This is a genomic window from Streptomyces sp. NPDC002734, assembly GCF_040295685.1.
Classification (GTDB): domain Bacteria; phylum Actinomycetota; class Actinomycetes; order Streptomycetales; family Streptomycetaceae; genus Streptomyces.
The window spans coordinates 61,157-82,854 of sequence record NZ_JBEOVU010000023.1; the positions used below are offsets into that span (position 1 = coordinate 61,157).

Consider the following 21,698-nt stretch of genomic DNA (forward strand, 5'->3'; position numbering starts at 1 on the left):
TCCGACAGACTCCCGCCATGGACGAGAACGCCTTCTGGCAGCTCATCGAGGCGTGCCGCCCCGCCGGCCCCGACCCGGACGGCCACGGGCTGGCCGACGCCCTGACGGACCGGCTCGGGAGGGGCCCGGTGTACGCCGTGGTCGGTTTCGCCGAGCAGCTGTCCTGGGCCCTGTACCGGTTGGACCGCAGGGAGTACGGCGGGGACCTGTCGGGCGACGGGTTCCTCTACACCCGTGCCGCGGTCGTGGCGGCGGGCCGCGGGGAGTACGAGGAAGTGCTGCGGGACCCGCGGCGGTTCCTGCCCTACGCCGACGGTCGTGTTTGGGCCGAGGCGCTGCTGTACGTGCCCGACGACGCGTACGAACACCTCACCGGCGAGGAGTGGGAGCGCCGCACCCGGTACTCGTTCGAGTCGTACTCCAACGTGGCCGGGTGGGCCGACGCACGGTGAAGGCCCGCCGCGCCCGGAGGGCGGCGGGCCTGAACCGGACGGCGCCGAGGGGTCAACAGGTGCCGTTGACCGCCCCGTTGTAGCCGGTCCACAGGTAGGCGTCGGAGATCCAGGTCCCGTCGCTCAGCCTGTCCCACAGCGAGGTGACGCCGAACCGCCCCTCGTGGCTCGTGCCGTTGCGGGAGCAGGAGACGGTCACGACGGCGCCGTCGGCGACCGATCCGACGACCGCGTACCCGGTGCCGGGCCCGGACCGCTTGTTCACCGCGCCTCCGCCGTTGGCGTCCACGATGCCCTGCGTCAGCCCGAGGGCCCCGTAGTTGGTGAGGGCGCTGCCCGCGCCGCGGGTGGTGGACCCGTGCATCGCGTAGCCGGCGTAGGAGCCGGTGGTGTAGAAGACCCAGCCGCCGATGCCGTGGTCGGCGATCGGCACGTACGCGTTGTTCTGGCGCAGGCCGAAGTGGACGTGGCGGCCGGTGGCGGAGCCGCCGCACGCGACGTTGGTGCCGGTGTTGCCGAGGAAGGTCCCCTGCGAGACCGCGGCCCCGTTGGCGTTGATGTGCCCGGTCAGGTGGTAGTAGTCGGAGGCGTAGCCCCGGTCGTGGATGACCCGCACGAAGCCCGAGCAGAGCGTGTACGCGGCTCCCGCCCGTGCCGCACGGACCGCCTGGTCGCCGCCGGCGAAGTCGACGGAGCTGTAGGGGCCGCTGGCGCCGTCCCACTGGTGGCCGCCGCCGGTCAGGGTCCATGACGCGCCCGTGGACCAGGGCAGCGCCATGCCGGTGCGGAAGTCCCCGTTGGCCAGCGGCTGGACCAGGTCTCCGGAGGAGCCCTCCGCACCGGCGACCTCGGCATCGGCAGCAGTACGGGCGGAGGCGAAGAGCTTCTTCTCGTACGCGGTCACCACGGGTGAGGCCGCGGCGAGGTCGGCGAAGGCCGGTTCTCCGTCGAAGGCGACGGTCCAGGCACCGCCCTCGGCGCGGGCGACGAAGACCGCTCCGGTGGGTGCCGCTCCCTCCTTCTTCGGCGCCACGACCACCGCGGTGCCGAAGGCCCACGTGCCGCCCTTCTCCCGGGTGATCCTGACCCGCGTCTCCTGGGGCGACACGCCGCGGCCGGTGAGGGCGTTCTGGTTCAGCAGTTTCTCCGTCACGGCCGTGGTCACCGAGGTGCCGGGCGCCGCCTGGGCGGTGCCGGGATGCGCCAGGCCGACGGAGACGAAGGCGAGGGCCGCGGATATCAGCCCGGCCACGCGTCTGCGATGCAACACCGTTTCTCTCCCTACGTCAGGGGGGGGGTGGTACGCCCGGAGGGCCTAGTGAGGCTAGGGATGCGGAGCTCGCGCGTCCAGAGGGCCGACCTGATGCACCGGACGTGGGCCCGCCCGCCCGCTCCTGTCACACTCCGCCGAGCACCGAGACGAGACTGGCCACGGTCACCGTGTTGAAGACGAATGCGATGGCGGCGTTGGCCGCCACCGTGCGCCGCATCTCCCGCGAGGTCACGGTGACGTCGGTGGTGCCGAAGGTGGTCATGACGGCCAAGGCGAAGTAGACGTAGTCGGCCCACGTCGCACTCTCCTCGCCGGCGAACAGCAGCGCCCGCTCCCCCTCCATCAGGTTGTCGGCCTGGAAGGTGACGGCGAAGGAGAAGAGGACGCACAGCCACGCGACGACGACCAGCGCCAGGGCCGTCACCACCCTCGGCGCCACCGGGAAGGCGGACCCGAGGTAGCCGGGCAGCCAGACCACGGCCACCAGCAGCGCGGCCACCGCGATGAAGATCGACCCTCCGGGGCCCGGGGCGGTCCCGTAGACGTATCGCTGGAGCATCGTCCCGCGCGCCTCGCGCCCGGCCCAGGTACGCAGCCGCTCCGGCGGGGCGGTGGCGAACGCGCTCACGGTGAGGATCAGGTACGGCAGCAGGTACGAGAAGAGCACCAGGACTCCGGTGTCTCCCACCGAGATCAGCCCGTGGCGCCGGTCGAGGAGCAGCAGGACCACGGCAGCGCCCAGCGCGACGCCGCCGCTCATGAGGTCCCGGCGGCGTTCCGAGAGCCAGTACTGCACGGCGCGTTCCTCTCGCTCCCCTCCGGATCGATCCGCGTGATCCGCGTGATCCGAAGATACGGGGCGAAAGGGGAGAAACCGCCGGTCGCCGCGCTGCCCGCGCGCACCCGCGCCGACGAGCGCGGCATCCGTCGGTCAGCGCGGGGTGAGCAGGCAGAACTCGTTGCCCTCCGGGTCGGTCAGGACGGTCCAGTGGATCCCGGACTGGTCGATGCCGGGGTCACCCGCGCCCAGTGCCCGCAGCCGGGCCTCCTCCGTGGCCAGGTCGTCACCCTTGTACGGGGCGACATCGAGGTGGACGCGGTTCCACCCGCTCTTGGCGTCCGGAGTGCGGACGAACTCCAGGTAGGGACCGACACCCTTGGCGGAGCGCAGGCTCGCGTGGTCGTCGGCGACCTCGTGCACCGTCCAGTCCGTCGCCTCGCCCCAGAACCGGGCCATGGCCCCCGGGTCGGCGCAGTCGACCACCACCGCGGCGATCGGCCCGGTGTCCCCGTAGACCGGGCGGGGCTCCAGCACGCAGAACTCGTTGCCCTCCGGGTCGGCCATGACCGTCCAGGGGACGTCGCCCTGGCCCACGTCGGCGAGCGTGGCGCCGAGGGCCCGCAGCCGCTCGACCAACTCCGTCTGGTGGGCGGGCGAGGTGGTGGCCAGATCGACGTGCACCCGGTTCTTCACCGTCTTCGGTTCCGGGCGGGCGATGATGTCGATGCAGACGGCCGTGGGGTCGGGGTAGGCGAAGCCCACGGGTTCGAGGTTGGTCACGCCGGGCGCCTCGCTGTCGATGCCCCAGCCGAGCACCTCGGCCCAGAACCGGCCGAGCGCGGAGTCGTCGTGGGCCTTCATGTTGATCTGCACGAGTCTCGTAGCCATGCGCAGATACTAGAAGCCGCCCCAACTGCCCCTCCGCCGCCCTACGAAGCCGTCTCGGAGTGCGCGCGCTCCCACGCCTCGCGAACCTCACGTGGGACCCGCCCGCGCGGGGGAACGTCGTAACCCCGCGCTCGCGCCCAGGACCGGATCTGCCCCGTGTCCACGGATGTGGTGGCCACGGGCGGCCCGGGCTTCCACAGCGTGGGGCGCGAGGGCACGAACCGGTGCCGGGGGCCCGCGAGACCGCGCGGGAAGAGCGGCACCGACACCGTCCCCCGGAACACACCGACCAGGAAGGACGTCAGAGTCCCCTCATGGGTGAACCAGCGGGGGCCACGTGCCTCGTTGACGGCGACGGGCCAACGGTCGGGCGCGCCCGCGGGGTCCGTCACCCAGAACAGGTACTCCCCGTTGTCGGTGACGCCGCAGGCGAAGAGCCGGTCGGGAGGGTGCGGTACCGGGTGACTGCCCCGTTCCCGGTCACGCCGCAGCTGCTCCCGGATCCGGCCCGGCATGGGCCCGATGAGGTTGACGAACTCCGTCACCCCGTGCGGGTGGTACGGAGAGAGGTAGTCGTCGAAGGCCCCCGGCCCGTACAGGTCGGCGAGGTCCTTGTAGTCCTGCGGCAACGGCATGCCGAGCCTTGCTTCGACCGCGTCCCAGCGGATGGCCATGGGCGGGTCGGGCGGGGGACACAGCCGTGTGAGTGTGGCCAGGTCGGTCATCCGGTTCCCCTCTCCGTGATGTCGGCGCTCCCACCCATAATGCGGAGTCAGCGCGCACGAGTTCAGGAGGACCCCTTCATGCCCGGGCTTCACGACTTCGCCACCTGGCAGCCCCTGCTGCGCCTGTTGCGCGCCGCCCACGCGGAGACGCTGGATACGCCCGGCGGACACGTGTCGGGGCAGATCAGCCTCGGGGCGTGGAGCGTGCCGCTGCCGTGGCGCGACCCGGAACCGGGGCAGGCCTCGCTGGTCTCGGACCATCAGGACGAGTTCGACGCCGTGGGCACCGTCGTCGAAGCACTCGAGGAGGGCGGGGTCGACGAGGTCTCCTTCGTCGTGGAGGGCTCCTCCGCTCCCGGTGGTGTCCGGCTTCACCTGATCGATCTGGGTCCCTCGGCCGAGCCGGGGATCGCGTCCGCGCACCCGGGCACCCTCCTGCTCGCGGACTGCGCCCTGCCCGAGCCGGCGCGCCGCCTGCCCGAGGCGGTGACGGACAGGGCGCCGGCCCCGTCCGCGGATCCGGAACTGCTGCGGCGCACCCTGCTCGAACGGCTCCCGGACGCGGTGGGCGCCACCGACCAGGAGCTGGCAGAGGCGGAGGCGCGCCTGGGCATGGCGATGCCCCCTGAGTTGGCGACCTTGTACCGGACCCTCCGGGGCCGCTACGAGGACTGGCACGACGACCAGGATCCGTTCGACGTCGTCGGCTGCGAACTCCTGCCCCTCGACCAGGTGTACGTCGCCGACGCGGCCTCCCGGCACGTCCTGTGGCGGTTCGGCGCCCTGGACGCGGTCGAGACGTGGCCCGAGGACGCCGTGCAGGGGCTCGTCGGCTCACCGGGCTGGATCGTCTTCGGCGACAACGGCGGCGGGGACCGCATCGCCGTCGACCTGACGCCGGGTCCGGACGGCCACTTGGGGCAGGTGATCATCATCTCTCACGAGGAGAACATCGGCGCCGATCTGGTCGCCGACTCCCTCACGGACATGGTCGTCCACGGCCAGGACGGCGGCCGTGAGATCCGCAGGGTGACCCGGCCGCCGCTCGTCGCCCACGTCAACCACGCCTCCGTCCCCAGCGTCGAGGCTGCCGCCCACCCCGGTCTGGAGGTCCTCAGCATCGGGGTCCTGCGGCAGAAGCCCGTCAGCCTCGCGCCGGTCCTCGGCCTCCCCCGCCTGCGGGCCCTCGCCGCGTATCCCGGCACCCTCGCCGACCCCCGGGAGATATCCGCGCTCACCGGTCTCGAGTACCTGGCACTCCCCCATGCGGAGTGGCGCGTCCTCGTCGACGCGGGCGCCGTGCCCACCGGGCTCCTCGCCGCGGACATCCAGGGCCACCGGCCGCAGGACAACCCTCTGCACACCATCGCCCTCGCCGACGAGATCCTCGCCCTGTTCGGCCGGCCCCCGATTGCCGGTGTCACGGTGCTGGAGGGAGCGGTCCTGTAGGGACGACAACGGGAGCCGCCGGCCCTTGCCCGGCGCAGCGGGAACCCGCGTGGCCCCGGGGCCGGCAGACCGGGCTTCTACCAGGCGTGCCAGAGCCCTTCGTGGCGGTGGCGGACCGGCACGATGTCCGCCCCCTCGATGTCGTGGCCGGCACGGTGCAGTCCGCGGATCCGCTGCGCCTCGAGCCGGCAGCGGAGCCGGGCCCGGCTCTCGGCCGTGGCGACCTCGGTCGCGAACGAGCGGTCCCTGGAGTCGGGCTCCGTCCACTGCCAGGAGGTGACCCGGCGCAGCGTCCTGACGGGGACGGGGCGGCGGCCTTGGCGGGCGGCCCGTGCCGAGGCGGCACGGGTGTGACGCAGGTCGTGAAGGAACGCCGACTCCCCGGCGCCGTCGGGGACGCGGAGTCGCCGGGGAAGTGTGCGAACGGTTCGGGACATCGAGAGCCTCCGTAGGCCCTCCGGACTCTCCGGAGGTACCTACGGGGGGTGTGCGGTGGTCGGCAGGACCGCAGGAAGTCCCCGGGCGCGCCTACTCGACGTCGATGCCATGGTCCTGGAGGAGTTGTTGCAGTCCGTCGCGGTAGCCCTTGCCGCCGATGACGAAGTTCCAGTCCCCGTTCGCGCGGCGGCGGAAGGAGCCGAGGACGAGGGCCGTTTCACCGGGGCGGCCGTCCGAGACCTCGAGGCGGTCGAGCTCCGCGAGGCTCGGGTCGAGGAGTCTGACGTGGGCGTCCGTGAAGGCGGCGAGGTCCGCGTCCGGGTTGACGTGAGGGTCGACGGCGGCGACGAGCACCAGGCGGTCGGCCTCCGGGGGGACGGCGTCGAAGGAGACGCGGACGGCGGCCTTGTCGGGCGGTGTGGCGGGCAGGGCGGCGACCGCGCCGTCGGGGGTGCGGGGGTTGTTGTAGAAGACGAAGTGGTCCTCGCTCAGGGCCCGGTCGCCCGTGCAGACAAGGGCGCACACGTCCAGCGCCACGGTCCCGGTCCAGGACATGGCCAGCACGTTGTAGTCGTCCGGCGGGCCGGGGGACGGCGTGCGGGCGGAGGCGGGGGCGGCGGGGCGCTCGGTGCGGGCAGTGGCCGAAGGGGCGCCCGCGTCACCCAGACGTCCGGACAGCCCGTGACGGTGGAGCAGGTCGACGAGCTCGGGCCCGGAGACCAGTTCCAGCGGCTTGCCGTTGGCGAAGGTGTGGGATCCGGGGCCGAACCGCGAGGTCGTGACCAGGACGCCCTTGTTGGCTCCCACGTCCTGGACGGTGCCGTAGAGGTCGCGCACGGCGGTGGGCGGCACGGTGTTGCGGTAGCGCTTCACCTGGACGACGATCTTGCCCCCGCGGATGGGGGCCGGGTCCAGGGCGTCGACGTCCACGCCGCCGTCGTTGGAGCGCTGGGTGGTGACGGCCTGCATGCCCATGGCGCGGAAGAGTTCCGCGACGAGGGACTCGAAGGCGAGGGGGTCCATCGCGAAGAGATCGGGTTCCTCCTCCCCTCCGTGACGGACGACCTGCGCACCGATCTCCTCGGGCCGCCGCCCGGGCCGCACGGGCGTGAGCTGGTCGGGGCGGGCGGTGAGCTGTCCCCTGAGGGCGTCGGTCAGGCAGCTCACCGCGTCCACCTGCTCCAGGTGGAGCCTGTCGAAGGTGGTGCGCGGAGCCATCACCGTCGCGAGGTGGATCCGGGTTCGCCGGCCGGTCGCGGGGTCGTTGTCGTCGACGAAGCCGTTGAGGGCGACGGAGTCCAGGGCGGCGTACTCGTCGGCGGCGAAGAGGCTGTGCAGCACCAGCAGCAGGCACTGCGCGACGACTTCGCGGTACAGCGCCCGGCGTTGCGTCACGGGGCGGGCCGTTTCCTGGTCGTCGTCCGTGCCGGAGCGGTAGCGGACGGCCTTCACCGCGGGCACGACGTCGTAGCCGGGAAGCTGCCAGTCGAGCACGAGCTGGCCGGCCGCGGGGTCGTAGGCGGCGGACACCTGACGGGGGAAGCCCTCGGGCCAGGCGGTGGAGGCGTAGAGGGCGGCCGAGAAGTACTCGACCACCGCCTCGGGCGTGCGTCGGCGGACCCCGTCGACCACCTGGGCCACACCCTCGTTGTGACGTCGCACCTCCGACAGCTGGGTCTGTGCCCAGGCGTCGTACTGGGCCCGGTAGGCGGCGAGTTGCTGCTGTCGCCGGTGTTCGGCGGCCTGGGCCGCGTACCAGTCGTGCTCGAAACGGGCCCGGGCCTCGGCCTCCGCCTGGGCGCGACGGGCGGCCGTCCAGCCGCCGTTCTGCGGCTGGTAGGCGGCGCGGTCGGGAAGAGGGACGGGGTGGGCGAGCGGGCCGGGGGCGAACGGCTCCACCGACTCGGCCCGCCGCAGCGAGGTGGCGCGGAAGGCCGGGGCCCGGCATCCGGCGGCCAGCAGTCCCTGCAACTCGGCGACCTGGGCGTCGAGTTCCGCCGTGCGCCTGCCGGCCTCCGCCTGCCGGTACTCCCGGTGGCTCTGGGCCACCCGGCGCTGGTAGGCCCGCGCCTCGCGGGCGGCGGCCTGCTGCCGCCTCGCCTCGAGCTCCCTCTGACGCTGCTGCTGGCGCTGGATCTCCGCCCAGGCGCCGACGATTCCGGTGGAACGGCGACTCATGTGGTGCTTGGTCCTCCCCACGCACTCCGCCCCAGGATCCGCCGGTTCCCCCCGGATCCGGTTGCCCCCTGTGCCTGGCGCGGGGCGACAACATTACCCGACGAGGCCGTTCCGGTCGGTGGCCGAGCAGGCCCGGGGTCAGGCCGTGCCGAACCACGTCGCCGCGAGCGCGGGCAGGGTGTCCTCGGCGGGTGCGGGGAGTTCCCGCAGGTACCAGGGCAGGTTGCTGTACACGTGCAGCAGTGTGTAGGCCATGAGCGCGTCCGGCGCGAAGCCGTGGCCGTAGGCGCCGGTGAGCCGGGTCAGCAGGGCCGCATCGCCGCGGGTGACGAACAGGCCGACACCGACGAAGTCGTAGGCGCGGTCGCCGATCATCGCGGGCTCGAAGTCGAACAGTCCGGTCAGACGCCATCCGTCGGGGTCGACCAGGAGGTGCTGCTGCATGACCTCGGTGTGCAGCAAGCAGGGCCGCGGGGCTCGCGGCAGCGGAACCGACGCGAGGAAGTCCGGTATCTGGTCGAGCCAGGACGCGGACAGTCCGCGCGCGGACTGCCGCCGCACCGCGCCGGCTCTCTGGCGGTCCAGGAAGGCGCCCCAGTCTCCGGGGCCGAGGACGTCCCCCAGTTGCCCGGTGCCGAGGGAGTGCAGCACCGCGAGCATCTCACCGATCTCGGCGACGAGCCGTTCACGGTCCTGCCGGGGCACGTCGCCCCAGCAGTGGGCGAGACTCTCGCCGCGGAGCCGGGACATCAGGACGTACTGCCAGCCGTTCTCGTACGGCCCGAAGTCCCGCACCGTGGGCGTCGGCACCGGCAGTCGTCCCTGGACGTGGGTGAGGACGCGGCCTTCGGCGATGCCGTCCCGGGCGGCGGCCGTGGGGAAGAGCTTGAGCACGTGGTCGTCGCCCACCGCGTACACCGGCTGCGATCCCTCGGGGAAGCGGACCAGTGCCGCGCCGGGAAACCCGAGGCGTGCGCAGAGGTCCTCCACCGCGGGACGCATCACGCTCTCGTCGCGGACCACGGAGTCCCACGCGTCGTCCGTCTCCACCACAGGCAGCATGACCGGGACCGTAGGCCACGGGCGATGACGCGGCAACGGAGTTTCGCGGGCGCGGGGGCGGGCGCTCCGACGCCGCAGGGGCGGCGGGCCTCCCCGCCTGCCGGAGGGGGAGCCGCCCGCGTCACGCGGTGGCTTCGGCTCCCCGGGGCGGCGGACGCAACGACGAGGCGCCGACGACGACCAGGAGGATCAGCACCGCGGGGATGCCGAGAGCGGTCGGCAGGCCGGTGACGGTGCTGACCGCGCCGATCACCAACGGCCCCACGAGGAACCCCACGTAGCCGAGGCTGACCACGAGGGACAGTGCCGCGCCGGTGCGGGCCGGGTCGCGTTGCGCCGCCGCCATGTAGACCTGCGGGGCTATGCAGGACATGCCGGCCCCCAGGCAGGCGAAGCCGACGACCGCGGCGACGGGATGCCCGATCAGGAGGGCGGCGATCATGCCGGCCGAGGCGAGCACCCCGCACCCGCGGACGAGCCGCACGGGCCCGCAGCGCGCCGCCAGGCCGTCGCCGAGCAGCCGTCCGACCGTCATCGCGACCGAGAACGCCGCGAACGCCGCGGCGGCGAAGGCCGGTGTGCTGCCCAGGCTCTCGTGCAGGTAGACGGCGCTCCAGTCCGCGGCCGTGCCCTCGCCGACCAGCGTGCACATGGCCAGCCCGCCGAGCAGGAGGAGGCCGGTCAGCTGCGGACCCCCACGCCTGCGCCCGGCCGAGGGCTCGAGGTCCGCGGCGGCCGGCGGGCCGGCTTCTGCTCGCAGGGTCCAGGCGATCGCCCACAGGGCCAGCGCCAGGACCACGGCGCCGACCGCGGCGAACGTCGCTTCCGGACTCACGTCCCGGTGCGCGAAAACCCCGCCGGCCGCGGCCCCGAGGAAGCCGCCGATGCTGTACACGGCGTGGAACGACGTCACGACGGGACGGCCCCAGGCGCGCTGGACCTCCATCCCGTTCGCGTTCATCGCGATGTTCAGCGTGCCGTGCACCAGCCCGAAGACGAACAGTGCCGCCATGAGCGAGGCCAGCGTCGGCATGAACGCGGTCGGGCCGAGCAGGACGCCCTCCAGCAGCGCCGTCGGGACCAGGACCCGGAAGCTGCCCCAGCGGTCGACGAGCCGTCCCAGACCCAGCATGCCGGCGATGGCGCCCACGGCGAACGCCAGCAGGGCGAGGCTCAGCTCCCCGTCGCTCAGGCCGAGTTCGGCCTTGATCGCCGGAATGCGGCTCGTCCAGCAGCCCAGGGTGGCGCCGAAGAGCAGGAAGTACAGCGCCGTGGCCACCCGTCCGCGGAGGAGAGCGCCTCTTCGTATGCCGTCACGGCTCACGCCTGCGTCCTCCACTCGACTGCGTTGTCACCACCGGACCGTCGACCGCGACCGCGACCGCGGCGATCGGCCGGGACGGCGCGACGTCCGCCTGCGCACAGCTGATCGGAACGCCCCGTCAGCCGGGTCCCTACCCCGCGGCGCGGACGAGTGCACCCGAAGCCGCCCGTCCTCAGCCCCCGACGAGGGCGACGAGCTTGATGAAGACCAGGTCGGGGTCGGTGGTGAGGTCCACGACCTCGTCGAGATCCTCGACCTGGCGGTCGCCGGCCAGCACGAAGAAGCCGTTGGCGAGGAAGGCGCGCTCGGCGGTATCCGCCTGGCGCTCCCAGTCGATACGGCGAGGCTCCCGCAGGAGATAGCCGTTCAGTTCCGTCTCCGCGTCGTCGGGGCGGACGAGACCGTTGAAGCGGTGGGTCGGACGCGCGTTGTGCCGGGCGACCTCCTCGCGGACCCGCAGCCTGATCAGCTGCCGTACCGTCATCGTCCCCGGGAGCCCGGTGACCTCCCACTCGGTGAGCGGCCTGCCCGCCGCGGTCTCGTCCCGGAACGTCACTGTGGCCATCAGGCACCTCGCTCGATCTGCGTGAGGATGGACTGGTCGGTGATCTTCGAGTCGGCGGCCAGCAGGAACGCCTTGCTGAGGACGAGCGAGAGCCGTTCGTCCTCGAAGGGCAGGAACACCGTGCCGTCCTTGGACCGTCGCGCCGGGACGACGCAGAGGTAGCTGTCGTCCGGTTCCATCAGGATGTTGGCCGAACCGAGGTGGATCCGGTACGTCCGCAGGTCTCCCCGGACCACCAGGAAGCGCCCGTCGATCGAGCACCGGTCGGCGATCCGCAGGCGGGGCAGGATCCGTTCGAGGGCGTCGCGACGGGCCTCGGCGCTCTCGGTGAGCTCGGCGAAGCCGGCCCGCTCCCAGTAGGCCCGTTCGCGGCCGCCGGCCGTCCAGTCGGGGTCGGCGGCGATCGAGGTGACGCCCACGAAGAGGTCCACGTCGCGCATGACCTCGCTGAACACCAGCGGCGGCACGTCGGCGAGCGGGGCCTGGCGCCAAGCGCCGTCCACGCGGCGGTCGAAGCGCACCTGGTCGGTCGAGGCGAGTTCGTCCTCGCCCGACCAGTCGGCCCAGGTGTGGAGGAAGCCGGCACGCCACTCCCCTGCCGCGAGGGTGCGTTGCGCCTCGTCACTCTCTCCGCCGTCCCAGGGGCCGAGCAGTGCGCTCTTCCATCCGCGGGCCCGGAAGAGGGCGAACATCCGGCGGTAGTGGACGAGGTGTGCGGCGAAGCGGTGGGAGTGGACGCGGGTCTCCTCCTCGGCCGGGGTGAGGCGGTAGATCTCGCGGAACGCCTGCTTGAAGGGCTGCCGGACGCACCGCTCGGTGATCAGGTCGCGCCAGGCGCGCACGGTATCCGGCTCGGAGCGGATCGGGTGCCACAGGCGTACGGAGGCGTCCTCCGGGGCGTCGGGAAGGTCCTCCCCCGCTTCCGGGAGGACGGCCTGCCACTGCCCCGGGGACACCTCGATCTCCCAGATCAGCCGGCGCACCAGGGACCTGGCGACGGGGTGCCCGGCCAGGTCGGTGCGCCACCAGCCGTAGGGGTGTACCGCGTCGACGCCGAAGCTGCCTTCCAATGCCCTTACCAGCGTCGCCAGTTGGGCGTTGACCCGCTTGACCGTGTCGCGCAGCTCCTTGACCGGCGCGGGGTGGTCGCGCCGGACCGGCGCCGGGGTGGCGCGCAGCGGGCGGCCGTCCTTCTCCCAGGTGAGTGTGGCGGTGTCGGTGACCGTGACGACGGCCCGGTAGTCACCGACCGTCCGGCGCAGGACGCCCACCGCCGCCGAGCCGTCGACGGAGTCGGTTCCGAAGCCCTCCGGCGCCGGCAGCCGCAGGGCCACGTCGGTGCGTTCGGCCAGGGCCGCGTCGGCCTTCTTGAGCATCCTGTCGAGCTGCTTGGGCACGCCCGCGTGCCGGACGGTCCGGCGCACGGTGCGCAGGGCCGTCAGCAGCTCGGGCGTCGGGTAGTCCTGGGCGGCGCGCACCACCTCGTACAGGAGGGCCTGTGAGGGGAGGGTCCTGGCGGCCGTGGGGGCGAGGGAGACACCTGGCAGCAGCCGCTCGAACAGCTCCGGCAGCCAGGGCTCGTCGCGTTGCAGCGCCACCCGCAGGGCCTGTCCGAGCGTGGTGACCTCCCGGTCCGTGAACGCCTTGTCCGCCCGGTAGGGGATCCGGCCCTCCCGGACGGCGTCGGTGCGGTCGGCCGCGGCTTCCAGCGCGCGACGGGCGAACGCCGCGTAGGCGGGGTTGTCGGCCGATCTGCGCCAGGCGTGGACGGACGTCGGGGTCGGCCGGTCGTCCCGGTCCGCCACGGACGCCGAGAATCCCCGGGGCAGGGCGGAACCGGCGACGACGGCGATCTCCTCCGCGACGATCGGGTCCACGTTCCGGGACAGGTGTTCCACCGCCAGGCGCAGTTCCTCCTCGCCGGCGAAGTGGGCGAGGGCGAGGAACGCGTACGGCTGGCGCAGTGTGTCCTTGCTCAGCCAGAGCCGGACCAGGGCACCGGCCGGTCCCGACACGTCGGGCAGCGGTCCGGTGCAGTTCTCCAGGGCGTCGAGTCCCCAGGTGAGGTCCACCCAGCCCCGCTGCTCGTACCGTTCGGCGAGTGCTTCGAGCATCTCGCGGCAGGCGGCGGGCGTGAAGCGGGGCCGGCGTTGCTCGGCGGCCTGCTCCACCGCGAGGCGGACCGTTCCTGTCCTGGGGGCCTCCAGGGCGGCCACCCGCTGGGCGGCGGCGAGCAGGCCGCCGAGCTCCTCGTCGGACACCTGAGAGAGGTCGACACGCCGGTGCAGCTCCTCCGGCGGGACGCCGGGGTCGGTCAGGGCGCGCATCAGTCGGGCTGCGAGGTCCATCAGGCGTCTCTCCCGATCTGCCGGAGGATGGTCCCGTCGGTGATCTTGGTGTCGGCGGCCAGCAGGAACGCCTTGCTGAGGATGAGCGAGAGTCGTTCGTCCTCGAAGGGCAGGAACACCGTGCCGACGCCCTTGCCACGTGAGGGGACGACGCACAGGTACGCGTCGTTCGGCGCCATCAGGATGTTGGCCGAACCGAGGTGGATCCGGTACGTCCGCAGGTCTCCCCGGACCACCAGGAAGCGCCCGTCGATCGAGCACCGGTCGGCGATCCGCAGGCGTGGCAGGATCCGTTCCAGCGTCTCGCGGCGGACCTCGGCACTCGCCGTCAGCGCGCCGAAGGTGGCCGTCCGCCAGTAGCCGTTCCAGCGGTCCTCGCCCCGGTCGCTCCAGTCGGGGTCGGCGGCGATCGAGGTGACGCCCACGAACAGGTCGACGTCCCGCATCGCCTCGCTGAACACCAGCGGCGGCACCTCCGCCAGCGGCACCTCGCGCCGGCGCCGCCCCTCGCGCCGCTCGAACCGCACCTGGTCCGTCGCGGCGTAGTCGGTCGCGTGATCGCCGCCGTCGCCGGCGGGCTCGTGGTGGAAGCAGGCACGCCACTCGCCGTCACCGAACTCGCCCCATGCCTCCCCGTCACCGCCGTCGTAGGGGCCGAGGAAGTTGGCCTGCCAGCCGCGCTCCTTGAACAGCGCGTAGAGCCGGGGGTAGTGGACGATGTGGGCGGCGAACCGGTTGGAGTAGAGGCGGGTCTCCTCCTCGGCCGGGGTGAGCAGGTAGATCTCCCGGAACGCCTGCTTGAACGGCTGCCGCACCTGTTCGGCGACGAGCAGTTCCCGCCACGCCCTGATCTCCTCGGCGGACGCCAGGATCGGATGCCACAGCCGGACCCGCACGGGCTCGCCCAGCGGCCCGGCCGCCGGGGCCGCCGCACGCCAGGCACCGTCCACGTCCTGGAACTCCCAGATCAGTCCACGGACGACCGTCCCGGTGACCGGGTGGTCGCGGTAGTGGCGGCACCACTCGTCGTACGGCCATTCACGCCCGGCCGACATCAGCGCCTCGAGACGGGACCGCTCCGCCGACAGCGTCCCCCGCACCTCCTTGGCCAGGGCCTTCACCTCCCGCAGCGCGTCGGGAAAACCGTTCTTGACCGCCGCGGGGGCCGTGCGGGAGGTCCGGCCGTCGGGAGCCGTGAAGGTGAGCCGCACCGTCGCCGCGTCCTCCACCGTCACACGCGCCCGGTGTCCGCCCAGCATCCGCTCGATCGACCCGTCCGGAGCCAGGCCGTGGGCGGGGACGCTCCGTTCGACGAGCTGCCCCTGTGTGATCCCCTGCCGTGCGGCGGCCGTCGTCAGGGCCGTGCCGATCTGCTTGCGCAGGGCCCGGTGCCTGATCCGGGACCGCAGACGCCACAGGGCCTCCAGGGCGGCCGGATCGTCGACCTCGGCCAGCGCGTTGATCGCCGCGCCCGCGAGCTTGAGGTCCTCGGCCACGTCGGTCCTGGGGCCGCCGGCCCGCAGGGCGAGCGCGCCAAGGTGGGGCACGGCGGCCGGTCCGCCCGCCAGCGCGCCCGCCCAGACGAGGCCCCGGGCCAGATCCCCGTCGTTCTGGTGGACGAGGTAGTGGTAGTGGTAGTCGTCGGGCATCCATCCGTTGTGCGTGCCGCGCCTCCTGCTGCACAGCGGCTCGTCCTCGGCCAGCGTCCGCAGGATCCCGGTCGCCAGTTCGCCGGCCGACGCCGCCTCCATGAGGGTGCGGCAGGTCCGCCGCCACCGCTGCGAGGGGCGTGGCCCGGACGGAGCCAGGAGGTGCTGGACGAGCTCGGCCAGCTCGGGCGTGGGCCGCACCTCGGCGCGGTCGCGCAGCGCGGCGGCCCACGGGGCGTGCGGCGGGATCAGTCCGTCGGGTATGAGCGCCCTGTCCACGCGCGCGAGCAGTGCGCGCAGCCGCCTGCCGAGTGGTCCGCGCTGGTGCCCGGGTGCCTCACCGCTCATCAGTTCGGTGTGGGCGAGGCGCAACTGGGGGGCGAGGGCACGGCAGCCGTCGGCGTCGAGCTGCTCGGCCGCGTCCAGGGCCGGCCCCAGGGGGCCCGCGGACCAGTGGTCGATGGGGGTCGCGGTGACGCAGGACAGCATCACCGCGACCTCCTCCGGGGTCCAACCCCGCACCCGCCTCATCACGGTCCCGAGCTCGGCCCGGTACTCCCGGGATCCGGGGATGTCGCAACGGGACGCCTGCATCAGGCACAGGGCCGCGGCGCGGCCCTCCGCGTCCGAGCAGGCCGCCAGCCACCCGTCGATCGCGTCCTGGTTGGCCGCGCAGACCACCAGGATGCGGTCGTACTCCCCCGCTCCCCGCGACGCGGCGAAGGCGTTCCAACGGGGTTCCGTCCGTTGACGTTCCAGGAGGTCGACGAGCCCGCGGGCGCGGTCGAGGGCAGCGGTCCTCACGTCGTCGAGCGGGTCGTTCCGGCGGGCCTGAACGGCCAGGGCTTCGTGCAGCATGACGGGATGATGGCAAGGGGGACTGACAACGGGGCCGGGCACGCGGGCGGTTCGGCCGGCGCGCCCTGACCGCCCTCAGGGGCGGGGCAGCAGCACCTCGAGGGCACCGGTCTCGGTGTCGTAACTGCGCAGGGTGGTGAGCCGGACCGGCAGCGGCGGCGCGGGCAGCAGCTCGTGGACCCGCCGGCCGGCGAACGCGCCGGGCCTCCGGCTGCGTCCCAGGGTGACGTGCGGGGACCAACGCCCGGGTGCGTGCAGGGGGTTGAGCGCCTGGGGCGGACTGTCCGCGGTCACCGCCTCCCACACCCGGCGGTGCAGGCCGGCCAGCGCGTCGTCGCGGTCCAGGGCCCAGGCGAGCACCGAGGTGGGGCGTTCGAAGCGGACGACCCCGGTGAACCGCACCGGCAGCGGCAGGGCGGCGGCCACCTCGGCGAGCTCCCAGCGGATCGGGGCGGTCAGTTCCGGGCAGGTGACCAGGGTGAGGTGCGGGCTGTTGGTCGGCGACCGGTGGCGCGCCTGACTGGGCAGCCCCGCGTCCGCGAGCCGCCGCCAGGCCTCACGGACCGCCAGGTCCGCCGACTCGTCCAACAGAAGCTCGACCGTGCGCACCACCGCAGGGTACCCACGCGGTACTCACGGGGCCGGCACCCGTCCGTCCCGCACCACCGGGGCCCGGCCGTCCGGGCGGCGCCGGTGGCCTCACTGCCGTGCTGCCGGTGGCCCCCTCTCATCTCTCATCCTGAGCCCGCGTGCCGGGCGGGCAACTCGAGCGGAAGCGTCCCTGGACCGGGCGAGTGACACTCGGAGGGCGCGGCGAGGACGTCGCGGCGAGGAGGGTTACGGCCGTGCGGGGCGCGCCGCCGCTCCGGCCGTGGCGGCCGAAGGGCGACCGTCGCCGCCCCGTGCCAGGCTGGCTTGGTCAACGATCTGCGGAAGGGAATCCTCGCCATGATCACGAACGACTTCGTCCCCGGTTCCCCCTGCTGGCTCGACCTCGGCGCGCCCGACGTGGGCGCCGCCGCGGCCTTCTACGGCGCCGTCCTCGGCTGGGACTACGAACCCATGGGCGCGGGCGGGGGCGGCCAGGACGCCGACGGCATGGAAGGCGGCATGTTCCGCAAGGACGGCAAGATCGTCGCGGGGCTCGGCAAGCTCACCGAGAAGGGCGCCCGGTCGGCCTGGATGATCTACTACTGCGTCTCCGACGCGGACGCCACCACCCGGACCGTGGAAGGCGCGGGCGGCACCGTGCGGGTGGCGCCGACCGACCTCGACGAGTGGGGCCGGATGGCGCAGTACAGCGACCCCCTGGGGGGACAGTTCGCGGTCTGGCAGCCGGGCACCGACAAGGGCGTCGAGCTGGTGGACAAGCCGGGGTCGCTGTCATGGACCGAGCTGTACACGACCGACGCGGCGGCGGCCAAGGAGTTCTACGGCACCGTCTTCGGCTGGCAGTTCAGCGACATGGCCATGCCCGGCGGTGGCGGCACGTACACGATGATCACACCCGCCGGGCTCCCCGAGGAGCGCATGCACGGCGGCCTGATGGAACTCGGCATGGAGAACCTCGGCCTGGCGCACGGCCGGCCGTACTGGCACCCGGTCTTCAACGTCACCGACTGCGACGCCGCGGTCGCCCGGGTCACCGAGAACGGCGGCACCGTGCAGATGGGGCCCGAGACCGCGGAGGGCGTCGGCCGGATGGCCGTCTGTCTCGACCCGTCGAACGCGGACTTCGTCCTGCTCACCCCGTCGGAGAGCTGAGCCCGGCGCGCAGCACCGGCAGCCGGCCGCATCGGGACGGCGGCGGCCGGCAGGCCCCCGCCCACCCCGCCGTGGGACGCGTGCTTGGATCACCACCAGCACCCGTTCACCTCGGTGGGAGGACACACGATGGCGGCTCGCGGAGTCCTCTTCGCCCTGGACCGCGACGACACCGAACGCCTCCTGGCCTGCCGGGACGACGACGAGGTGATGCGGTGCGTCGAGGAGATCGAGGAACCGCTCAGGCTGGTGAAGCGGCCGTGCAGCCACGGTCCGTCGTCCGGCAACGCCGCGGACATCGCCTACACGCAGGCCTTCCTGCCGGGGCTGAAGGACTTCTACCGCGCGGCGGCACAGAACGGCATGGCGGTCGTCTTCACGGTCGACCAGTAGGCCGGAGCCGACACACGGACCTACCGTGCGGTACGCCCGGTGGGTAATATCCCGCGAGCGCGGCAGCCCGGTCGGGGGTGGCGGCTACAGCTGGAAGGGCTGCCATGATGTCCCGTTTGCGTGTGGTGCGCGCCTTCGTGCTGCTCACCGGCTTCTTCCTGCTGGGGTTCGTCCTGCTGGCCGCCCTCGGAGCACTGGACTGGCTGCTGGTGTCGCGGGCGGCCGCCGGTGCTCCGACGTCGTTGCTCCAGGGCGGGGCCCTCACCGCCTCCCTGCTGCTGGCCGTGGCGATCGTGCAGGGCATGTTCGCCTTCCTGCGGGCCGGACGCCTCAGGAAGGAAGAGGGCGCGGTCGCGGTGACGCCCGACGCCCAGCCCGAGCTGTGGGCACTGGTCCGGGCCGCCGCCGAGGCGACGGGGGAACAACCGCCCGACGAGCTGTACCTCGACGCGCAGGTGAACGCCGCCGTCTCCGAGGCGAGCCGGATGCTGGGTCTGCTGCCCGGACGGCGCCGGATGCGCATCGGCGTGCCGTTGCTCGTGGGCATGACCGTCCAGCAGCTCCGCGGCGTGCTGGCTCACGAGTTCGGCCACTACGCCAACCTCGACACCCGGCTCGGGGGCGTCATCATGCGCGGTCGTGCGGCCGTGCTGCACACGGTGGAGGTCTTCGGGCGGAGCCAGACCTGGTTCCACGAGGCGGTGGGCATGCTGTACGTCAGGTACGCCCACCTCTACCTGCGCACCTCGCAGGCCGTAGGCCGTGAACAGGAACTCGCCGCCGACCGGACGGCGGCCCGGCACGCGGGGCGGGACGCGACCGTCTCGTCCCTGCGTGCCATGCCCGTCCTCGACGCCGCCTACGAGCACTACCTGACCGCCTACGCCGGGGTCGGCGAGCGGCTGGGAGTCCTCCCCCCACGAGGTGAGGTGTACGGCGGATTCCGCCGGATGATGGCGGGCCGCTCCCTCGAGGACCTCGCCGAATTCTCCGCCGGACAGACCCCGCCGCGGCCCCACGAGTACGACTCGCATCCTCCGATCGCCGAACGCGTCGCCCTGATCCAGGCGTTGCCCGAGGACGGCAGGACCGCCGAACCGGACGACGCGAGGCCCGCGCTCACCCTCCTGCGCGAGGCGGACGCCGTGTTCACGGCGCTGGAGGCCTGCACGCTGGGGCCGACGGATTCCACGGTGCCCCGCGCGAGTTGGGACGATCTCGTCATGGCCCGTGCCGTCGCCGAAGCCCAGGAGGAGTCCCGGCCGCTTCAGGTCGCCACGGCCAGGGCGCTGCGGGCGGAGTCTGCCGACGACCGCGCCGGCAGACCGGCCGGCTCTGTCGCGGACGACGCGCTGCCCTGCCTGGAGGACGTGCTGGACGCCGTCGACCGGGGCCTGCTCTGGATGGAGATCGCCGACCGCATACCCAAGCCCCAGCAGGCGTCCTGGCTGACCGGGGCCTCCGCCCGCAACTTCGTCCGGCCGTCCGTCTTCAACGGCCTCGCCGGACTGGTCCATCTGCGCCTGGTCCAGGCCGGGCAGGTGACTCCCGACCTCGCCTGGTCGGGCCACAGCCCGGGCCTGGCCCTGCCCGGGGAGTGGGCGCGGCACATGGACGAGGCCCTCGACGCGGCCGTCGCCGACACACCCGACACCGCGCTCCTGCGTTCCCTGCTGGCCGGGGTCGCGTCCGAGGTCGCCCGGTAACCGAGGCGTCGTGGGGCCGTCAGGTCGCGGCGTTGTCGAGTTGTCGATTTATGGACGACCACCTTGGCGCGCGGGAGTCTTCGCCTCGCCCCAACTCGACCGCGGATCTCGGCATTCGGGCCGCCCTTGCCCCCCTTGCTCCCGGATGCCAGTCTCTCGCTCATGCCGTGGACCCCGTTGACCAGCCGCCGAGTGGTTGACTTCATGCTCATCGCCACCAGCGCGTGTCGCTGCTGCTGACGGTTCCTCCCGTCGACCGTTCTCATCGGTCGATCGCCGGCTTCCGCTGACCCGTTCATCGCGTTCGCCCCGCCCCTCCGTCGTCCGGCTCCTTGCGTCCGTCCGGGCCCGTGGGTGACGGCGCCTCCTTGCCGCGAACTTCGGTAACGCTTCCTCCCGTTCACACCGCTGCCGCCGCGTGTTCCCGCACGCTCGCCGGGGCGGCGTGAACCACCGCGTCATCGATGATCCCGGCGCGATGCCGCGTTCCGGTCGCCTCCACCGCAGGGCACGGCGCGTCGTCCGGCGAGCCGCGAACCGCGAATCGTGGGTCCGCGTACGCGACGACTCCTCCCCCGCACCGCCCCTCGGGGGCGCGCCGCTGCCCGCGCATCCCCGCTCGCCCCTGCTGGCGGCTCGCGCCGTCACCGAGGCATGCCCGCGCACGAAGCCGATCGGCCCCGCTCCACTCCACCAGCACCCACACCGAACAGGTCACCGACATGAGCTACCTCTGGTACATCCCCAACCAGATCGAGCCGGGCCACCGAGGCGACGACACCGGCCAGGACCAGGGCTGGGGCACCCTCGACCACTCCACCGACCTGGCCCGCACCGCCGAGGAACACGGCTGGGAGGGTGCGTTGCTGGGTACCGGCTGGGGCCGCCCCGACACGTTCACACTGGGCGCCTCCCTGGCCGCACGGACCACGACCTTCAAGCCGCTGATCGCCGTGCGGCCCGGCTACTGGCAGCCCGCGCACTTCGCGAGCTCAGCCGCCACACTCGACCACCTGACCGGCGGCCGCGTGCTGGTCAACATCGTCAGCGGCCTCGACAACCTCGCCGCCTACGGTGACCACCACACCGATCCGGCGAACCGCTACGAGCGCACCCGCGAGTTCCTCCAGTTGGTCCGACGCCTGTGGACCGAGGAGAACGTCACCTACCGGGGCGAGCACTTCGCCGTCGAGAACTCCACCGTGCTGCCGCACCCCGACGGCTACCCCGACCGGCACCCCACCCTCTACTTCGGCGGCGCGTCCGAGCCTGCCGAGCGGGTGGCCGCCGCCGAGGCGGACGTGCAGTTGTTCTGGGGTGAGCCGCTGGAGGGCCTGGCCGAGCGCATCGAGCGCCTGCGGAAGCTGGAGGCCAAGGTGGAACGGCGGCACCAGCCGCTGGAGTTCGGTCTGCGCATCACCACACTCGTCCGCGACACCACCGAGGAGGCGTGGCGGGACGCCGAGGCCCGGGTGGCCGCCATGGCGAAGCGGGGCGTGGAGGGTCCCGGCTGGGCCGTCGGAGGCGGGCGCGGGGCCGCGGTGGGCCAGCAGCGTCTGCTCGAACTCGCCGAGCGCGGCGACGTGCTCGACACCTGCCTCTACACCGCGCCGGGCAGGGTGGGCGGCGGCGGAGCGGGGACCACCTGGCTGGTCGGTTCGGCCGACGACGTGGCCCAGGCGCTGCGGCGCTACCGGGAGCTCGGCATCTCGCACTTCGTCCTCTCGGACACTCCCTACAAGCAGGAGATCATCCGCGTCGGCGACGAGCTGCTGCCCAAGCTGCGCGCTCTCGAGAGCACGCCGGCCGAGGCCTGAACCGCCCCCCGGCCCCCTCCTCTCTCCT

General features: G+C 73.1%; 18 protein-coding genes. 6 read left to right on the top strand and 12 right to left on the bottom strand.

Features of this window, described 5'->3' with window-relative positions; genetic code table 11:
• Positions 1–17: 17 nt before the first annotated feature.
• Positions 18–452, top strand: a complete 435-nt coding sequence (locus ABT026_RS20890) for a DUF4240 domain-containing protein (RefSeq protein WP_351116262.1) — start codon at positions 18–20, stop codon at positions 450–452.
• A gap of 52 nt (positions 453–504) precedes the next feature.
• Here ABT026_RS20890 and ABT026_RS20895 read toward each other — a convergent pair whose 3' ends face one another.
• The 4 genes from ABT026_RS20895 to ABT026_RS20910 all read right to left on the bottom strand — a co-directional run bounded on the left by ABT026_RS20895 (position 505) and on the right by ABT026_RS20910 (position 4,119).
• Complete coding sequence (locus ABT026_RS20895; protein ID WP_351116264.1) at positions 505–1,722, bottom strand: peptidoglycan DD-metalloendopeptidase family protein; 1,218 nt, start codon at positions 1,720–1,722, stop codon at positions 505–507.
• A 127-nt stretch (positions 1,723–1,849) separates the two neighbouring features.
• The gene (locus ABT026_RS20900; protein ID WP_502968022.1) at positions 1,850–2,485 is read right to left on the bottom strand and encodes a DUF1345 domain-containing protein; all 636 of its coding nucleotides are present in this window, start codon (positions 2,483–2,485) and stop codon (positions 1,850–1,852) included.
• Between the two features lie 171 nt (positions 2,486–2,656).
• Entirely contained in the window at positions 2,657–3,394 is a 738-nt protein-coding gene (locus ABT026_RS20905; protein WP_351116267.1) for a VOC family protein, read from the bottom strand.
• 41 nt (positions 3,395–3,435) lie between these two features.
• A complete protein-coding gene (locus ABT026_RS20910; protein ID WP_351116268.1) occupies positions 3,436–4,119 on the bottom strand; it encodes an Lsr2 family DNA-binding protein in 684 nt (227 codons plus the stop codon).
• A gap of 78 nt (positions 4,120–4,197) precedes the next feature.
• Between ABT026_RS20910 and ABT026_RS20915 the strand changes: the two genes are divergently transcribed.
• Positions 4,198–5,568, top strand: a complete 1,371-nt coding sequence (locus ABT026_RS20915) for an SMI1/KNR4 family protein (protein WP_351116270.1) — start codon at positions 4,198–4,200, stop codon at positions 5,566–5,568.
• A 77-nt stretch (positions 5,569–5,645) separates the two neighbouring features.
• Here ABT026_RS20915 and ABT026_RS20920 read toward each other — a convergent pair whose 3' ends face one another.
• The 8 genes from ABT026_RS20920 to ABT026_RS20955 all read right to left on the bottom strand — a co-directional run bounded on the left by ABT026_RS20920 (position 5,646) and on the right by ABT026_RS20955 (position 16,599).
• Positions 5,646–6,005 (bottom strand): hypothetical protein, encoded by a 360-nt coding sequence (locus ABT026_RS20920; protein WP_351116272.1) that lies wholly within the window; start codon positions 6,003–6,005, stop codon positions 5,646–5,648.
• A gap of 91 nt (positions 6,006–6,096) precedes the next feature.
• Positions 6,097–8,184, bottom strand: a complete 2,088-nt coding sequence (locus tag ABT026_RS20925; protein WP_351116273.1) for a restriction endonuclease — start codon at positions 8,182–8,184, stop codon at positions 6,097–6,099.
• Between the two features lie 138 nt (positions 8,185–8,322).
• Positions 8,323–9,246 (bottom strand): phosphotransferase, encoded by a 924-nt coding sequence (locus tag ABT026_RS20930; RefSeq protein ID WP_351116275.1) that lies wholly within the window; start codon positions 9,244–9,246, stop codon positions 8,323–8,325.
• Between the two features lie 121 nt (positions 9,247–9,367).
• Complete coding sequence (locus tag ABT026_RS20935; protein WP_351116277.1) at positions 9,368–10,525, bottom strand: MFS transporter; 1,158 nt, start codon at positions 10,523–10,525, stop codon at positions 9,368–9,370.
• A gap of 217 nt (positions 10,526–10,742) precedes the next feature.
• A complete protein-coding gene (locus ABT026_RS20940; RefSeq protein WP_351116278.1) occupies positions 10,743–11,135 on the bottom strand; it encodes a hypothetical protein in 393 nt (130 codons plus the stop codon).
• Positions 11,135–13,483, bottom strand: a complete 2,349-nt coding sequence (locus tag ABT026_RS20945; RefSeq protein WP_351116280.1) for a DUF4132 domain-containing protein — start codon at positions 13,481–13,483, stop codon at positions 11,135–11,137. The genes ABT026_RS20940 and ABT026_RS20945 overlap by 1 nt, the downstream gene beginning before the upstream one ends.
• A complete protein-coding gene (locus ABT026_RS20950; protein ID WP_351116282.1) occupies positions 13,483–15,990 on the bottom strand; it encodes a DUF4132 domain-containing protein in 2,508 nt (835 codons plus the stop codon). Before ABT026_RS20950 ends, ABT026_RS20945 begins: the two co-directional genes overlap by 1 nt.
• A gap of 75 nt (positions 15,991–16,065) precedes the next feature.
• On the bottom strand, positions 16,066–16,599 hold the full coding sequence (locus tag ABT026_RS20955; RefSeq protein ID WP_351116283.1) for a 2'-5' RNA ligase family protein: 534 nt from the start codon (positions 16,597–16,599) through the stop codon (positions 16,066–16,068).
• A 339-nt stretch (positions 16,600–16,938) separates the two neighbouring features.
• On the opposite strand from ABT026_RS20955, the gene ABT026_RS20960 reads away from it, so the two are divergent.
• The 4 genes from ABT026_RS20960 to ABT026_RS20975 all read left to right on the top strand — a co-directional run bounded on the left by ABT026_RS20960 (position 16,939) and on the right by ABT026_RS20975 (position 21,670).
• Complete coding sequence (locus ABT026_RS20960) at positions 16,939–17,754, top strand: VOC family protein (RefSeq protein ID WP_351116285.1); 816 nt, start codon at positions 16,939–16,941, stop codon at positions 17,752–17,754.
• Between the two features lie 129 nt (positions 17,755–17,883).
• Entirely contained in the window at positions 17,884–18,147 is a 264-nt protein-coding gene (locus ABT026_RS20965) for a hypothetical protein (protein ID WP_351116287.1), read from the top strand.
• 107 nt (positions 18,148–18,254) lie between these two features.
• Positions 18,255–19,853 (top strand): M48 family metallopeptidase, encoded by a 1,599-nt coding sequence (locus ABT026_RS20970; RefSeq protein ID WP_351116288.1) that lies wholly within the window; start codon positions 18,255–18,257, stop codon positions 19,851–19,853.
• Between the two features lie 722 nt (positions 19,854–20,575).
• Complete coding sequence (locus tag ABT026_RS20975; RefSeq protein WP_351116289.1) at positions 20,576–21,670, top strand: LLM class flavin-dependent oxidoreductase; 1,095 nt, start codon at positions 20,576–20,578, stop codon at positions 21,668–21,670.
• Positions 21,671–21,698: the final 28 nt, after the last annotated feature.

Coding starts and splice junctions, on each gene's coding strand:
- ABT026_RS20930 (WP_351116275.1), bottom strand. CDS start 9,246: ATGCTGCCTGTGGTGGAGACGGACGACGCGTGGGACTCCGTGGTCCGC.
- ABT026_RS20925 (WP_351116273.1), bottom strand. CDS start 8,184: ATGAGTCGCCGTTCCACCGGAATCGTCGGCGCCTGGGCGGAGATCCAG.
- ABT026_RS20965 (WP_351116287.1), top strand. CDS start 17,884: ATGGCGGCTCGCGGAGTCCTCTTCGCCCTGGACCGCGACGACACCGAA.
- ABT026_RS20940 (WP_351116278.1), bottom strand. CDS start 11,135: ATGGCCACAGTGACGTTCCGGGACGAGACCGCGGCGGGCAGGCCGCTC.
- ABT026_RS20905 (WP_351116267.1), bottom strand. CDS start 3,394: ATGGCTACGAGACTCGTGCAGATCAACATGAAGGCCCACGACGACTCC.
- ABT026_RS20890 (WP_351116262.1), top strand. CDS start 18: ATGGACGAGAACGCCTTCTGGCAGCTCATCGAGGCGTGCCGCCCCGCC.
- ABT026_RS20900 (WP_502968022.1), bottom strand. CDS start 2,485: ATGAGCGGCGGCGTCGCGCTGGGCGCTGCCGTGGTCCTGCTGCTCCTC.
- ABT026_RS20910 (WP_351116268.1), bottom strand. CDS start 4,119: ATGACCGACCTGGCCACACTCACACGGCTGTGTCCCCCGCCCGACCCG.
- ABT026_RS20950 (WP_351116282.1), bottom strand. CDS start 15,990: ATGCTGCACGAAGCCCTGGCCGTTCAGGCCCGCCGGAACGACCCGCTC.
- ABT026_RS20945 (WP_351116280.1), bottom strand. CDS start 13,483: ATGGACCTCGCAGCCCGACTGATGCGCGCCCTGACCGACCCCGGCGTC.
- ABT026_RS20920 (WP_351116272.1), bottom strand. CDS start 6,005: ATGTCCCGAACCGTTCGCACACTTCCCCGGCGACTCCGCGTCCCCGAC.
- ABT026_RS20960 (WP_351116285.1), top strand. CDS start 16,939: ATGATCACGAACGACTTCGTCCCCGGTTCCCCCTGCTGGCTCGACCTC.
- ABT026_RS20970 (WP_351116288.1), top strand. CDS start 18,255: ATGTCCCGTTTGCGTGTGGTGCGCGCCTTCGTGCTGCTCACCGGCTTC.
- ABT026_RS20915 (WP_351116270.1), top strand. CDS start 4,198: ATGCCCGGGCTTCACGACTTCGCCACCTGGCAGCCCCTGCTGCGCCTG.
- ABT026_RS20975 (WP_351116289.1), top strand. CDS start 20,576: ATGAGCTACCTCTGGTACATCCCCAACCAGATCGAGCCGGGCCACCGA.